At 69.6% G+C, this 13,372-nt stretch carries 15 protein-coding genes; 10 read left to right on the plus strand and 5 right to left on the minus strand.

Annotation, left to right across the window (positions count from 1 at the left end; all coding sequences use genetic code 11):
- The first annotated feature begins 65 nt into the window (after positions 1 to 65).
- Entirely contained in the window at positions 66 to 476 is a 411-nt protein-coding gene (locus tag ACGFZW_RS22595) for an ATP-binding protein (protein WP_393894983.1), read from the plus strand.
- Between the two features lie 73 nt (positions 477 to 549).
- On the plus strand, positions 550 to 1,023 hold the full coding sequence (locus tag ACGFZW_RS22600) for a MarR family winged helix-turn-helix transcriptional regulator (protein ID WP_393894984.1): 474 nt from the start codon (positions 550 to 552) through the stop codon (positions 1,021 to 1,023).
- On the opposite strand, the gene ACGFZW_RS22605 is transcribed toward ACGFZW_RS22600, so the two are convergent.
- Positions 982 to 1,341 carry an STAS domain-containing protein gene (locus ACGFZW_RS22605; protein WP_393895274.1) on the minus strand — a complete coding sequence of 120 codons (360 nt, stop codon included), beginning with the start codon at positions 1,339 to 1,341 and terminating at the stop codon, positions 982 to 984. The genes ACGFZW_RS22600 and ACGFZW_RS22605 overlap by 42 nt on opposite strands.
- 714 nt (positions 1,342 to 2,055) lie before the next feature.
- Here ACGFZW_RS22605 and ACGFZW_RS22610 point away from each other — a divergent pair.
- The 3 genes from ACGFZW_RS22610 (at position 2,056) to ACGFZW_RS22620 (ending at position 3,829) form a co-directional block, all read left to right on the plus strand.
- Positions 2,056 to 3,261 carry a PP2C family protein-serine/threonine phosphatase gene (locus tag ACGFZW_RS22610; protein ID WP_393894985.1) on the plus strand — a complete coding sequence of 402 codons (1,206 nt, stop codon included), beginning with the start codon at positions 2,056 to 2,058 and terminating at the stop codon, positions 3,259 to 3,261.
- Positions 3,262 to 3,392: 131 nt separating this feature from the next.
- The gene (locus tag ACGFZW_RS22615) at positions 3,393 to 3,566 is read left to right on the plus strand and encodes a hypothetical protein (protein ID WP_393894986.1); all 174 of its coding nucleotides are present in this window, start codon (positions 3,393 to 3,395) and stop codon (positions 3,564 to 3,566) included.
- Entirely contained in the window at positions 3,563 to 3,829 is a 267-nt protein-coding gene (locus ACGFZW_RS22620; protein ID WP_393894987.1) for a DUF4190 domain-containing protein, read from the plus strand. The genes ACGFZW_RS22615 and ACGFZW_RS22620 overlap by 4 nt, the downstream gene beginning before the upstream one ends.
- Positions 3,830 to 4,004: 175 nt before the next feature.
- On the opposite strand, the gene ACGFZW_RS22625 is transcribed toward ACGFZW_RS22620, so the two are convergent.
- Positions 4,005 to 4,262, minus strand: a complete 258-nt coding sequence (locus tag ACGFZW_RS22625; RefSeq protein ID WP_393894988.1) for a WhiB family transcriptional regulator — start codon at positions 4,260 to 4,262, stop codon at positions 4,005 to 4,007.
- 207 nt (positions 4,263 to 4,469) lie between these two features.
- Positions 4,470 to 4,943 (minus strand): DUF6194 family protein, encoded by a 474-nt coding sequence (locus ACGFZW_RS22630; RefSeq protein WP_393894989.1) that lies wholly within the window; start codon positions 4,941 to 4,943, stop codon positions 4,470 to 4,472.
- A 63-nt stretch (positions 4,944 to 5,006) separates the two neighbouring features.
- Here ACGFZW_RS22630 and ACGFZW_RS22635 point away from each other — a divergent pair, with 63 nt between their 5' ends.
- The 3 genes from ACGFZW_RS22635 (at position 5,007) to ACGFZW_RS22645 (ending at position 8,112) form a co-directional block, all read left to right on the plus strand.
- Entirely contained in the window at positions 5,007 to 5,729 is a 723-nt protein-coding gene (locus tag ACGFZW_RS22635) for a MerR family transcriptional regulator (RefSeq protein WP_393894990.1), read from the plus strand.
- 129 nt (positions 5,730 to 5,858) lie between these two features.
- A complete protein-coding gene (locus ACGFZW_RS22640) occupies positions 5,859 to 7,127 on the plus strand; it encodes a MalY/PatB family protein (RefSeq protein WP_393894991.1) in 1,269 nt (422 codons plus the stop codon).
- 253 nt (positions 7,128 to 7,380) lie between these two features.
- Positions 7,381 to 8,112, plus strand: a complete 732-nt coding sequence (locus tag ACGFZW_RS22645) for a DUF2470 domain-containing protein (RefSeq protein ID WP_393894992.1) — start codon at positions 7,381 to 7,383, stop codon at positions 8,110 to 8,112.
- Between the two features lie 474 nt (positions 8,113 to 8,586).
- Here ACGFZW_RS22645 and ddaH read toward each other — a convergent pair whose 3' ends face one another.
- Positions 8,587 to 9,411 carry a dimethylargininase gene (gene ddaH / locus ACGFZW_RS22650; RefSeq protein ID WP_393894993.1) on the minus strand — a complete coding sequence of 275 codons (825 nt, stop codon included), beginning with the start codon at positions 9,409 to 9,411 and terminating at the stop codon, positions 8,587 to 8,589.
- A gap of 26 nt (positions 9,412 to 9,437) precedes the next feature.
- On the minus strand, positions 9,438 to 10,385 hold the full coding sequence (locus tag ACGFZW_RS22655; RefSeq protein ID WP_393894994.1) for a methionyl-tRNA formyltransferase: 948 nt from the start codon (positions 10,383 to 10,385) through the stop codon (positions 9,438 to 9,440).
- Positions 10,386 to 10,662: 277 nt separating this feature from the next.
- On the opposite strand from ACGFZW_RS22655, the gene ACGFZW_RS22660 reads away from it, so the two are divergent.
- A complete protein-coding gene (locus ACGFZW_RS22660; protein ID WP_393894995.1) occupies positions 10,663 to 12,015 on the plus strand; it encodes a lysine N(6)-hydroxylase/L-ornithine N(5)-oxygenase family protein in 1,353 nt (450 codons plus the stop codon).
- Positions 12,016 to 12,187: 172 nt separating this feature from the next.
- Positions 12,188 to 13,177 carry an iron-siderophore ABC transporter substrate-binding protein gene (locus ACGFZW_RS22665; protein WP_393894996.1) on the plus strand — a complete coding sequence of 330 codons (990 nt, stop codon included), beginning with the start codon at positions 12,188 to 12,190 and terminating at the stop codon, positions 13,175 to 13,177.
- Positions 13,178 to 13,372 lie beyond the last annotated feature (195 nt).

Here is a 13,372-nt window from a genome sequence, read left to right on the forward strand (position 1 = left end):
CTCTGGGTAGGCGCGTCTCGGACAGCCGCCGAGAACGGGACCCAGCGAGCGGGGGGAAGAAGGCCATGCAACGCCAGCTAGCGATCGACGACCAGCCGTCACAGCCTGTGCAGCGTGTCTGCCATCCCGGCTCCGCGGCGGACGCCCGCGATTTCGTCCGGAGCTTCGCCGCCCTGCTCTGCCCCGAGCCGCCCGCTCTGACCACCCAGAACCTCCTGCTCCTGGTGTCCGAGCTGGTCGCCAACGCGCTACGGCACGCCGGCGCGGTCACGGCCCTGCACCTCCGCGCGGACCTGGAGCGGATCGAGGTGTTCGTCGAGGACCCCAGCCCCACACATCCGCAGGAGCGCAGCCCCGACCTGTCAGGCAGCAACGGAGGCTTCGGATGGCCCATGGTGCACACGCTGGCCCTCGACGTCGCGATCCTGCCGGGCCCCAGCGGTGGCAAGACGGTACAGGCGGCCCTGCCACGCTGAGGCCCTGTCCGCCTGCCGTCGTGCCCCGGACGGCCGAGCCGTGTGATCAGGACAGCGAGGACGGGATGCGCTCATGCAAGGCCACGGCGCCGAACCGCCGAGGGAGGCGCAGCGCGAGGCTGCGGAACGGCTGGCTGACGCAGGCGAGGCGATCGCCGGCCTGATGAGGGAAGTGGCGGCCTCGGTGGAGCCGCGCCTGACCCCTCCGGGTCTGAGGGTGATGACCGCCGTGTCGGACTCTCCCGGACGAAATCTGACCGCGGTGGCGGCTGCCGTGGGACTCAGCCTGCCGCGCGCCAGCCGCGTCTGTGCCGCCTTGGAGTCCGCGGGCCTGCTTCTGCGCCGGCCGGCGTCCACCGATCGGCGTGAGATCGGGCTTGAGGTGAGCCCCGGGGGCCGTGCGCTGCTGGAACGGTTCCGGGCGGTGCGGCGGGAGCGGATGGCGGCGGTGCTGCGTCGGATGCCGGCGGACGAACGGTGTGCGCTGGTCGCAGCGCTGGACGAGCTAGCCTTCGCGGTCGCCGCCGTCGGCTCCGAAGGGGGCTGACGGCTCGGCGTCGATGGCTTCGTCCACGCAACCGTGGAGCGGCAGGACGGTATCGAGCCCGGTGAGGGTGAAGAGCCGTTCCAGGAAGACCGAGGGGGCGGCGAGGCGCAGGGCGGGGCCCAGCGCGGTGTGCGCACGGAGCAGGACGTTGACCGTGGTCGAGTCGGCGAACGTCACGGCCGACAGATCGACGACGACCGGGGCGGCGCCGTCCTCGGCCGCCTTCCGGAGGGTCTCGTCCAGTGGCGCGATGTTGTCGATGTCGAGGTGTCCTGTGACGGCGACGACGCGAGCGCCGCGCTCCTGCCACACGGCCATCTCGCTCACGATCGGTCGGCCTCCACTGGGCTGGGGCGGCACGGTGAACCTCGCTGTACGGGCTGACGGTTTGAGCAATGCGGCGGTCCGGGCGTTCCTCGCGGCCACGTGACCAGCTCGGACCAGGATAGAAGCGATAGTTGCCGTTTGACAACATTCGCCATAAGGCAACAATCTGTTCTCGTCACATCACAAGGCGGCTGCGCCTGGCGTGGCTTGGGACGAAACAGCGGCCCGAGTTCCGCTGCACGCTGTCAGAACACGGGAGCGGCCGCCAACCATGCGTGGGCTGTCAGCCTCAATGCGAGTGGGGAGGAGGCCGCCGCGTGGAACGCATCGAGCCCCGCCACCGCGCTGTTGACGGCGGACGTCCCCCTGCGCCCGGCGAGAGCCGCGAACTCCCGCGTACGCGCCACCGAATGCCTTCGGCAGCCCGTGCCCGCCACGCCGCGAATTCGTCCGCCGCCGAGCCCGTCGTGCGTCGGAAGGGCACGCGGCTGTGACTGAAAGGCCCCCTCCTGACGGGAGGACTCCTTACCCACCCCTACGCGCCTCCAGCGGTTCAACGGCGCCAGGGGTGCCCGCTCTTCCGCGCTCGCGGCGGGTCGCGGCCACCGTGACGAGGCGCCGGGCCCGCTCTGTTCCGTCGTGCGGCGCGGTCCGTCAGTTCCCGCCTCTGCCCTCGTCCACCGGACGAAGAATGCCTGAGAGACCGTGACTCAACGTCGTGAGGTAGAACGAGCCGTGCGGGCGTCGGCCCCGCACGCTCTGGTGGACACGCTGCGTGCCGTGCTCGCCGAACGCTACGGAGCACTCTCGGTGGAGTTGCTGCTCGCGGACCACGGGGCGACGGCGCTCGCTCCCTTCGGCTCGGTGGGGGCGGCCACCGAGCCCGTCCCGGTCGCCAACAGCGCCGAGGGCAGGGCCTTCGGCGGCCGGCAGCCCCACCTGCAGACCCGGCACGGAGACATCGTCGAGCACCACCTCCCGGTGACCGTACGAGGGGAGCGCACCGGCCTTCTCACCGTGCTGCTGCCCGCCGAACGGTCCGCTCCGGACGCCGTCGACGACCTCGTCCACGCGGCCGGCCTGCTCGGCCACGAACTCCTGGTCGCCGAGCGGGACACCGATGTCTACCAGCGGGCGCGACGCCTCAGCCGGCTCACCCTGGCCGCCGAGATGCAGTGGCAACTCCTCCCGGCCAGGGCCTGTTCGGCCGACGAGTACGCCATCGGCGCCCAGCTCGAACCCAGCCATGACACCCACGGCGACAACTACGACTGGGCCTCGGATGCCGACCAGCTGACCCTCGCCGTCACCGACGGCATGGGCACCGGCGTCAACGCCTCGATGCTCACCCACCTCGCCGTCAGCGCGCTGCGCAACGCTCGCCGGGCCGGAATCAGCATCGAGGACCAGGCGGCACTGGCCGACCAGGCCCTCTACGCCCAATACCGGGGAGCCGCCCACGTATCCACCCTGCTGCTGCGCTTCGACATCGCGACGGGCCTGGTCCAGGCCGTGGACGCCGGATCGCCCCAGCTGTGGCGGATGCGGGGCAGAGCGATCGAGCGCATGGAACTCGATCCCCAGATGCCGCTCGGCATGTTCGAGGAGACGCATTACAAGGCGCAGGAATTCGAGGTGCTGCCCGGGGACCGGCTGCTGGTCGTCAGCGACGGCGTCCATGCGGCGCAGTCGCCGCAGGGAGAGACGTACGCGGAGCGTGCCCTGGCCCGGGCCGTCCACGCCGGCAGGCTGCTCCCGGCCGCCGCCGTGCCCCGCGCGGTACTTCGCGACCTGGCCGACTTCCGTGGTGCGGAAGCTGCGGACGACTCGCTGGTGCTCTGCGTCGACTGGTTCGCAGAGCCCGGCGAGCGGTCGCGCCGGCCGACGAACGCGGAGGGCGGCGCCCGTTAGAAGCCGAGGATTCGGGTACGAGGGCCAAGGCACCGCTCCGAGGGCGCAGTTGGTGCCTCCACAGGAGCCTCGAACGCGTCGGCAACGCCACGCGCCGGCTCCCTGCCGTCCCCGATACGGAAAGGCGGAGCATGCTTTTCTTGGTCGTAGCCCTGTTCCTCTTCGGCGCACTGATAGGGACCGCCGGGCATGTCCCCGTGCCCGTCACGGTCGTCGCCGGAATCGCCATCGCGGCCTGGCTGGTGATCTTCTTCACGAGGGAGCGCCGAAAGGCCGGCAGTACGACGAAGGGAGCCGGCCGATGACCTCCGCCCGGATCCCCCTGAAGACCGGACCGCACCCCCAGGCCGACCGTATGGCGGTCGCCGCATTCGTCTGCGGCCTGCTGGGCGCCCTGGTGTTCAACATCGTCTTCGGCCCGTGCGCCCTTTTCTTCGGCGCCGCCGCTCTTTACCGCGGGACCATCCGACGCCTGCGCGCCTACTTGGGCCTGCTGTTCGGCACCGTCGACATCGTGCTGCTCGTGGTGCTGTCCGCGCACAACGGGACCCTCAGCTGGCATCTGTGAAGGCCGGGCGGGACGGGTCGGGAGCCGACGCCGGCGCCCCAACGCCCGTAGCCCCGGTCCGCGGACGGTGACACAGCGCGGCGGCCCTGGCGCCATGCCAGGGCCGCCGTAGTCGTCCACACGGACCGCCCGCTGTCGCCCCCAGGGGGAACGGCCTTCCCTGGGGGCGACCTGACTAGGCAGCGGCCTGGCGCGCCCGGTGACGGGCGGCGCGGCGCCGCATCGCATGGCGCTCGTCCTCGGTCATGCCACCACAGACCCCGTACGCCTGACGGGATTCGAGAGCCCACTCCAGGCACTCCTGCATGACCGGACACCGGTGGCACACCGTCTTGGCCTCCTCGGCCTGGAGCAGGGCCGGGCCGGTGTTTCCGATGGGGAAGAACAGCTCGGGATCTTCGTCACGGCAGGCGGCGTGGTGACGCCAGTCCATGAGGGGCCTCCGTTCTCCGCGAATACGCGCGGTCACATAGGGGTTGCCGGGAGCGCGGCGACGACGTTCGTCGGCTGTCGCTTCATCGGACCTGCCGTACTCGCGTGCCCGACAAGCCCGTTGGGATGCGGATCGGCGGCAGTTTTCTGTGTGGCGATCGCATCTCCGGGGGGGCCTCGGTGCGGGGAGTGACTCGCGGCGCGCCGCTCAGTTCGTCGTCGGTCCCTTTCGTCGCTCGTGACGTGAACGCGCGAGGAGATGGGCGGCACGGAGCAGGTCGCGGACCGCCGCATCGGTCCGCGGGCCCGGATTCACCACTGCCAGCCAGCCGACGGAGCCGTAGACGGGATGTGCCATCAAGGCATCGGTGACGCCGGGGTCGTCGTCGGAGGCCGGATCGCGCGGCGCGTGACCGGTCCACCGGATGAAGGCTTCCCTGCCGGCGGCGATGTTGAGGCGGAACGTGTCCGGGCGATCCAGGCGGGATCGCTCGTCCCCGGGGTAGTTCTTCGTCACGATCGTCGCGAAGGGTTGCGCCGCGGTCGTGGTGACGCCGTCGGGAGAGTGGAAGAAGTAGGTGTCCCCCCAGCTGATCTCCGGTGAGCCGTCGCCCGGGCCCGGCGTGACGGCCAGGACGTCCGCCGGCTCCGTCACGAAGTCGATGATCTCGTCGATGGTCATGTGCTCAAGCGTTTCATTAAGGTGCTTGTGGAGACTTCGAGCCGCAAGACGGAGGAGCGACGGGTGCCAACTCGCAAGTCGTCGGTCATGCGGACGGTCGATGTCGCGCGCCGCGCCGGGTACTCCGTTCAACAGGTCCGCAATCTCGAAGGCGCCGGAGTGCTGCCGCCGGCGAAGCGCACGGCCGCCGGCTACCGCACCTACGAAGAGGTGCATCTGCATTCCGCACTGGCCTACCGGGCCCTCGCGGCAGGCACGGGGCCGGTGGAGGCCAAGCGGATCGTCCGTGCCGTGCACGAGCGCCCCGCCTCGGAGGCCCTCGCACTCCTCGACGCGGTCCACGCCCGGCTCGACCGGGAGCGTACGGACCTCGCACTCGCCAAGGAGGCGGCAGCGGCGATCCGTGCCGAACCGATCGAGGACATCCGCCCCTCGGACGCGATGAGCGTCTCCGAACTTGCCGCCGCACTCGGAGTGCGCCCGTCGACGCTTCGGCACTGGGACGTCGAAGGGCTCGTTGTTCCCGACCGGATTTCCCCGCGGGGCACGCGACGGTACGCACCGGCGCACACCCGGGACGCCCGTATCGTGCACCAGCTGCGCAGCGCCGGGTACCGTATCGACGCCCTCCGGGCCTTGATGCCGGGCCTGCGGCGAGGGCACCGGTCGGATGATCTCGGAGCCGCGCTGGCGGAGCGGGATGCGAGTATCGCGGCGCGCTCCCGTGCCCTGCTGGACGCCGCTGCCGCACTCAGCGCGGTCCTCGCCGCACGGGGGCGCGACTGACGCCGGGTCCGGCGTCGGGACGAGCCTCGCCGAGCGGCCTGGCGGATGCCCTCACCAGCGACGATCCCGCAATCGTCGACTTCCGGGCGGCTCGGCACCACATCGTGCATATGCTCAATTCCGCCCACGATGTTCTCCTGGACTCTGGAGCACACCATGACCGATGCCTCGCCCACGGACGTCTCCGGCACGCGGACCGACCCGCTCGTCCAGCTGTCGCTCGAGCAGTTGCGACAGCGCACCAGCATGAAGTGGCGCGCGTACCCCGAGGACGTCCTCCCGCTGTGGGTGGCCGAAATGGACGTGCCGCTGGCCCCGGCCGTCGCCGAGGCGCTGCGGGCCGCGATCGCTGTCGGCGACACCGGCTACCCCTGCGGAACGGCCTATGCGGAGGCGTTGGCCGCATTCGCCGGCGCACGCTGGCAGTGGAACGACCTGCGCGTGCAGAACACGGCCATCGTGCCCGACGTCATGCTGGGCATCGTCGAAGTGCTCCGGCTGATAACCGACCCCGGCGACGCGGTCGTGGTGTGCTCACCGGTCTACCCGCCCTTCTACGCCTTCGTCGCGCACGACGCCCGTGCCGTCGTCGAGGCTCCTCTCGGCCCCGACCTGCGGATGGACCTCGACGCTCTGGACGACGCCTTCACCCGGGCCCGCCGCCACGGGCGCCGCGCGGCGTTCCTCCTCAGCAACCCGCACAACCCCACTGGTGTGGTCCACACCCGCACCGAACTCGAAGCCGTCGCCGGCCTCGCCCGACGGCACGGCGTGCGCGTGGTCTCCGACGAGATCCACGGCCCCCTGGCCCTGCCCGGGGCCACCTTCGTACCCTTCCTCAGCGTCGCGGGCTCGGAGGACGGATTCGCGCTGATCTCCGCTTCCAAGGCATTCAACCTCGCCGGCCTCAAGGCCGCCCTGGCCATAGCGGGCACCGAATCCGCCGCCGACCTGCGCCGGATGCCCGAAGAGGTCGGCCACGGACCCAGTCACTTCGGCATCTTGGCCCACACCGCGGCGTTGCGCGACGGAGGCGAGTGGCTCGAGGACCTGCTGCGAGGACTCGACGCCAACCGGCAGCTCCTCGGTAGCCTGATCGACGAGCACCTCCCCGGTGTGCGCTACAGCCCGCCCGAGGGCACCTACCTCGCCTGGCTCGACTGCACCCACCTCGCGCTCCACGACGACCACACCGACGGGCCCGGCATCGTCAGCGACCTGGCCGGGCCGGCCCAGATGTTCCTCGACCATGCGGGAGTCGCCCTCAGCTCAGGACATGTCTTCGGCACGGGCGGCGCCGGATGCGTACGGCTGAACTTCGCCACCTCCCCGGACATCCTGCGGCGGGCCCTCACCCAAATGGGAACCGCCCTACGCCAACTGAGCGGCGCCCCGTAGCCGCACGGCCAACTGCTGCCGATACGCAGCCGGAAGCCGAATCCCCACTCCGTCGTGAGTGCCGCGGCGGTCCGTGTCGGGGCGGTCAGAGCCTCAACTTCTCCCGGACGCAGTGGACATGGAGATCTGCGGCCGGAGTGCGGCGCCCGCCCGAGGGCCGCCGCAAGGGAGCGCGAGATGTGGCCGAACCCGGGCTGGTCAACCATCCATCACATCCTTTAATTTAGGTAAGGCTTACCTAATGGAGGTCGTGATGAGTCCTACCCCTGCCTGCGCGGACGCGCCGACCGCTGCGGAGCGGATCCGTTCCGTGCTCGCCCGCGCGGGGTCGCTTTCCGTCACGACGAACGGTCATCGTCTCGATCTCGTCGGCCTCCACACGGTCGACAGCAAAGGCCGGTTGAGGCTGCGACTGCCGGCCGACAGCCCGCTGCGGCCGCCCGCCGCGTGTGCGCCCGGCGCCACCCAGGCCGCTCTTGTGGAGTTCACCGACATCGCCCCCACCGCCGTGCGTGAACGCGTGCGGGCCAGGGTGTCCCTCTCGGGATGGCTCACCCCGACCGGCCCGGAAGGGGCCACGGACGCGGGTGCGGACCACCGCCTCGACCTCGCGCGCGCCACCCTCGAAACGGCCTCGGACATCGTGGCTGTCCGTCCCGATGAACTCGCCCTCGCCACCGCGGATCCACTGGCCATGGCGGAGGCGGCCATGCTGGCGCACCTGGCCGACGGACACCCGGACGTGGTGGCGCGGCTGACCCGGCTGGCCGACTCCCGTCTGCTCCTCGGCGCAGTCCGCGTTCAGCCCCTTGCTCTGGACCGGTACGGCATCACGCTGCGCTGCGAGTACGCCCGGAGCCACTGCGACTTCCGCTTCGTGTTCCCGACACCTGTGCGGGCGGCGGCAGAGGCCGGTGAACAGATCCGGCTGCTGCTCGCGACGGCGCGCCGCTGTCCGCGTCGCCGCATCTCCTCACGTTCATGACGGCGCCCGCTCCACAGCCCGCCGGGGAAGGCGGTACGGACGCGGACCTCTCCGGTGCCGAGAGCCCACGGTCACCTCTCCCCGGCGCACATGCACCCCCTCCGTGGACAGCGGGGGGTCCGGGGCTGACCCCGGCGCGTGCGCGCATGTTCCTGGAGGCTCTCCGGGAGGGGGACACGGTCCGGCGTTCGGCGGCGCGAGCCGGTGTATCCAACGACACGGTGTACAAGCGCAGAGGAGCGGACCAGGCATTCGCCGAGCTCATGGAGGAAGCGCAGAGCACGGGAAGGCAGGCCCGCTCTCGCCAACGGGAGCGCAGGCGAGCGCCCTACAGAGCGATGCAATACCGGCTGGTTCAAAGGGAATCGGACGACTCGTGACGTGCCGTCGAAACCCTGCCGCCGCGCGGATCGGGTGATCCGCGCGGCGGCAGGAACCGGTCGGCCCCGGGGCATGGCGGAGCGCGCCGGCGGATCAGTCGGCCGAGGACGTGGAATGCAGTTCCATCGTGCAGCACTTCACACTTCCGCCGGCCTTGAGCAGCTCCGACAGATCGACGCCGATCGGGTTGAAGCCCCGGCGTTCCAGGACCCCGGCAAGGTCCGTCGCGTTGTGCGGCAGCACCACGTTGTGGCCATCGGAGACCGCGTTGAGGCCGAAGACCGCGGCCGTGGCGTCGTCCGCGACGATGGCGTCCGTGAAGAGCCGCCGCAGGACGGCGCGGCTGCCCGGGGAGAACGCCTCCGGGTAATAGGCGATGGTCTTCCTGTCGAGGACTGCCAGCGCGGTGTCGAGGTGGTAGTAGTTCGGATCGACGAGGCGCAGGCTGATGACCGGACGTTCGAAGAACTCCTGGGCCTCGGTGTGTGAGCGAGGGTCGCTGCGGAAGCCGGTGCCTGCCAGTATCCAGTCGTCGGTGACGAGGTAGTCACCCTCGCCCTCGTTGACGAACCCGGCGGTGCGCAGGCGGCGGAAACCGCGGTCGCGCAGCCAGTTGTGGTGGGCCACCGCTTCTTCCGCCCGCTCCGCGTTGCGGAACCGGGCCACGAGTGCGCGGTCGCCGATGACCGTGGCACCGTTGGCGGCGAAGACCATGTCGGGCAGACCTGGCAGCGGGTCGATCGTGTCGACGGTGTGCCCCAGGCTCTCGTAGACCTTGCGGAGCTGTTCCCACTGGGCGATGGCCAGTTGGGTGTCGACGGGTTTCGTCGGGTCCATCCACGGGTTGATGGAGTAGGCCACGTCGAAGTGGGCGGGGCGGCACATGAGGTAGTGCCGCGGCCGTGCTGTACGCCGCATGGGTGTGGGTCCCTTGGTCGACAGGGTCAGGGACGGCCGGTGAGGTAGCCGCCCATCGAGGTGAAGTATTCGGCCGCGGGCAGTTCGCGGCCGTCCTCGGTCCGTACGCGGGTGATGGCGAGGCCCGGGTCGCGGCCTGTGCGGGCGTCGGCTCCGGCGACGATCACCACGCCGTCGCCCTCGCGGTAGAAGATGCGGCCGGGCGTACCGCCGTAGCGGCCCTGGGAGACCACGGCGGACACGACCTCGATGCGCTTGCCCTTGTGGTAGGTGAATGCGGCCGGGTACGGGGCGGACTGCGCGCGCACCAGACGCTCCAGGACCTCGGCGGGCCAGTCCCAGTTGATCCGGATGTCCTCCTCGGCCCGCTTGTGGAAGAAGGTGGCCTGGGAGCGGTCCTGCTTGGTGAACTCCGTCCGCCCGGAGGCGATGAGTTCGAGGGCACCGGTGGTGACCGGGGCGATGAGGTCGACCGTCCTGTGGAACAGGTCGGTCGCCGTGTCCGTCGGTCCGACGGTGACCGCACGCTGGAGAACGATGTCGCCGGCGTCGAGCTCCTCGTCCATCAGGTGGGCGGTGACACCCACCTCGGGCTCGCCGTTGATCACGGCCCAGATGATGGGGGAGAAGCCGGCGTACTTGGGCAGCAAGGAGTCGTGGACGTTCAGCGTGCCGTGGCGGGGGAGGCCGTAGATGCGCGGGGGGATCCATGTACGCCAGTTGTTGGCCACGATGATGTCCGGGTCGGCTTCCTTCAGCCGCTCGAACAGCTCCTCGTCGTCGGGCCGGTTGCGGATGATGACGGGGACCCCGTGCTTCTCCGCCAGGTCGGCTACGGAATCGCTCCAGATCTTCTCGTAGGCGTGCTCGCTCTTGGGGTGGGTCACGACCGTCACCACGTCGTGCTCGGAGTCCAGGAGCGCTTGCAGGGTGCGATGGCCCCAGGTCTGATAACCGAACATGACGACCCGCATAGGGGTTCCTCCTCGGGAAGGCTGAGGTTGACTGTCGCCAGTAAAGCAAGGCTTACCTAAGCGTGCAACGCCCTCTGATCTCAAGGCTGTTCGGACCTCGGCTTCTCCGGGCGCGCTCCCGTGCGTGCCCGATTTATCCTGTCGACAGGTTGGCTGGATCAGGTTAGCTTTACCTAAGTTCCGCTCGGCCGCCGGTTGTTGACCACTGTCATCGGCGTGCCCTGGCCTCCCTGTTTCCTCCGCCTGGCAGGCGGCTGTCCAGCACGATGGGAGTGACATGTCTCAGGTTCTTCCTGGCGACGCACCTCTGATCCACGACCTCATAGGCATCGGCTTCGGGCCGTCCAATGTGGCCATGGCCATAGCGCTCACCGAGCACAATGCACGCGTCGACAGGCAGGAGGCGGTCACCGCTCACTTCTTCGAGAAGCAGCCGCACTTCGGCTGGCACCGCGGCATGCTCATCGACGACGCGACCATGCAGGTGTCCTTCCTCAAGGACCTGGTGACACTCCGCAACCCGTCCAGTGAGTACAGCTTCCTCTGCTATCTGCAGAGCAAGGGCCGGCTGATCGACTTCGTCAACCACAAGAACCTCTTCCCGCTGCGGGTGGAATTCCACGACTACTTCGAGTGGGCGGCGGCGAAGGTCGACGACATGGTCTCCTACGGCCACAAGGTCATCGCCGTGGAGCCCGTCGTGCGCGACGGAGTGGTCGAATACCTGGACGTCACGGCCCGCTCCGGGGCGGAGACCGTGGTCCACCGGGCGCGCAACCTCGTCATCGGTACGGGACTGCGGCCGCTGATGCCGGAGGGGATCGAGCGGACCGACCGCGTCTGGCACAACTCCGACCTGCTGGCGAAGGTCGATGCACTGGAGGGCACCGACCCCTCCCGTTTCGTCGTCGTGGGCGCGGGCCAGAGCGCCGCGGAGAACGTGGCATACCTGCACCGCCGTTTCCCCGAGGCCGAGGTCTGCGCCGTCTTCTCCCGCTACGGCTACAGCCCCGCCGACGACAGCAGCTTCGCCAACCGCATCTTCGACCCCACCGCGGTCGACGAGTACTTCGTGGCCCCCGACAACGTCAAACGCAAGCTGATGGACTACCACGGCAACACCAACTACTCCGTGGTGGACATCGATCTGATCGACGACCTGTACCGCCAGGCGTACCAGGAGAAGGTCCTGGGCACCGAGCGTCTGCGCTTCGTGAACGTGTCCCGGCTGACCGGCGTGGAAGAGCTGCCCGGCAAGGTACGGGCCTTTGTCACGTCGCTCGTCACGGGCGAGGAGTCCGCGCTCGACGCCGATGTCGTGGTCTTCGCCACCGGCTACAGCCCCGCCGAGCCGATCCGCCTGCTCGGTGAGGTCGCGGACCACTGCCACCGCGACGACGAGGGCCGCGTCCGCGTCGAGCGCGACTACCGGGTGGCGACCGACCCCGCACTGAGCTGCGGCATCTACCTGCAGGGCGGCACCGAGCACACCCACGGCATCACGTCGTCCCTGCTGTCCAACACCTCGATCAGGGTCGGCGAGATCCTGGACTCGATCCTCGACAGGGGCCGCAAGGGCGTCGCCGACGCGTCACGTCCCGTGGTCGAAGGGATCCGTACGGCCGGCTGAGGCTCCGGTCCGCTTTTCCCCCCCCCACACTGCCGTGTTCGCCTGGCGTCACCGTGCTGACCAGGCAGGCGTGGCCATCACAGTGCAGCCCCCTGAAAGAAAAGGAAGATCCGTGTCCGTTGGTACTGGTACACGCCCCGCGCTGACGCGGTTCGCGAGACATGTTCCCCGTGTGGCCGTCGCCGTCGTCGCCGCGTTCGCCCTGTCCGCCTGTGGGGGCGGCGCCGAGAATTCCGAGTCCACGCCCGCTGCCGAGGGGGGCGCGAAGAACGCCGCCTTCCCGGTGGCGGTGCAGCACAAGTACGGCAGCACGAAGATCGAGGCGGAGCCGAGGAAGGTCGTCACCCTCGGGCTTTCGGATCAGGACGCGGTGCTGGCGCTCGGTGTCAAGCCCGTGGGTGCGGTGGACTGGTTCAAGGAGAAGCCGTACGGCAAGTGGCCCTGGGCCAAGGAGAAGTGGGGCTCCCAGCCGCCGCAGATCGTCGGTGAGCGCGACGAGTACAACATGGAGAAGATCGCGGCTCTCCAGCCGGATCTGATCATCGCTCAGTACTCGGGCATGAAGAAGGAGCAGTACGACACGCTCTCCCAGATCGCGAAGGTCGTGGCCCAGCCCAAGGGCCACCCCGACTACGCCGCCCCGTGGCAGGTCATGACCAAGCAGATCGGCAAGGCGCTGGGCAAGGAGGGCCAGGCCAAGAAGCTGATCGCCGGGATCGACGCGCGCTTCGCGGCCGTTCGTGACAAGCACCCGGAGTTCGCCGGCAAGACCCTGGCCGTCGCCGACAGCTTCGAGGCGGGCAAGTACTCGGCGTTCACGAAGACCGACCCCAAGGCGATCTTCTTCTCCGAACTCGGCTTCGCACTGAAGCCCGGGATCGACAAGATGGCCAAGCCGGGCGCGAACGTCGCCGAGCTCAGCGCCGAGAAGCTGAACGTGCTGGACGTCGACCGTCTCGTCTGGGTCACCTCCAGTACCGAGGCCAACGACCGGATCAAGGCCGAGGCGCTCTACAAGAAGCTGAAGGTCCACAAGGAGAAGCGCGACCTGTTCGTCCCCTACCAGGACCCGGACATCGGTGCGGCCTTCTCCTTCAACACCGTCCTTTCGATCCCGTACGCCCTCGATGAGATCGAGCCGCTGCTGACGGCCGAGGACTGACAGCTCACACCTGTCGCACCACGGGGAAGAGTGACCGTTCGACGGCGTGGCGGGCAACCGGCACGCCGTCGAACGGCCGGTCTCCTTCCGGCGCACGGCGCCATCCGAAGTCCGAGGCGGAGCCGGGACCTTCCCGCTCGGCCTGCCGGACCGGGACGCGGTGCCGGCGCCCGGGGCCGAGCCCGTGGGTGCGAC

Origin of the sequence: Streptomyces sp. NPDC048248, assembly GCF_043201875.1 — a bacterium.
Lineage (GTDB): Bacteria > Actinomycetota > Actinomycetes > Streptomycetales > Streptomycetaceae > Streptomyces.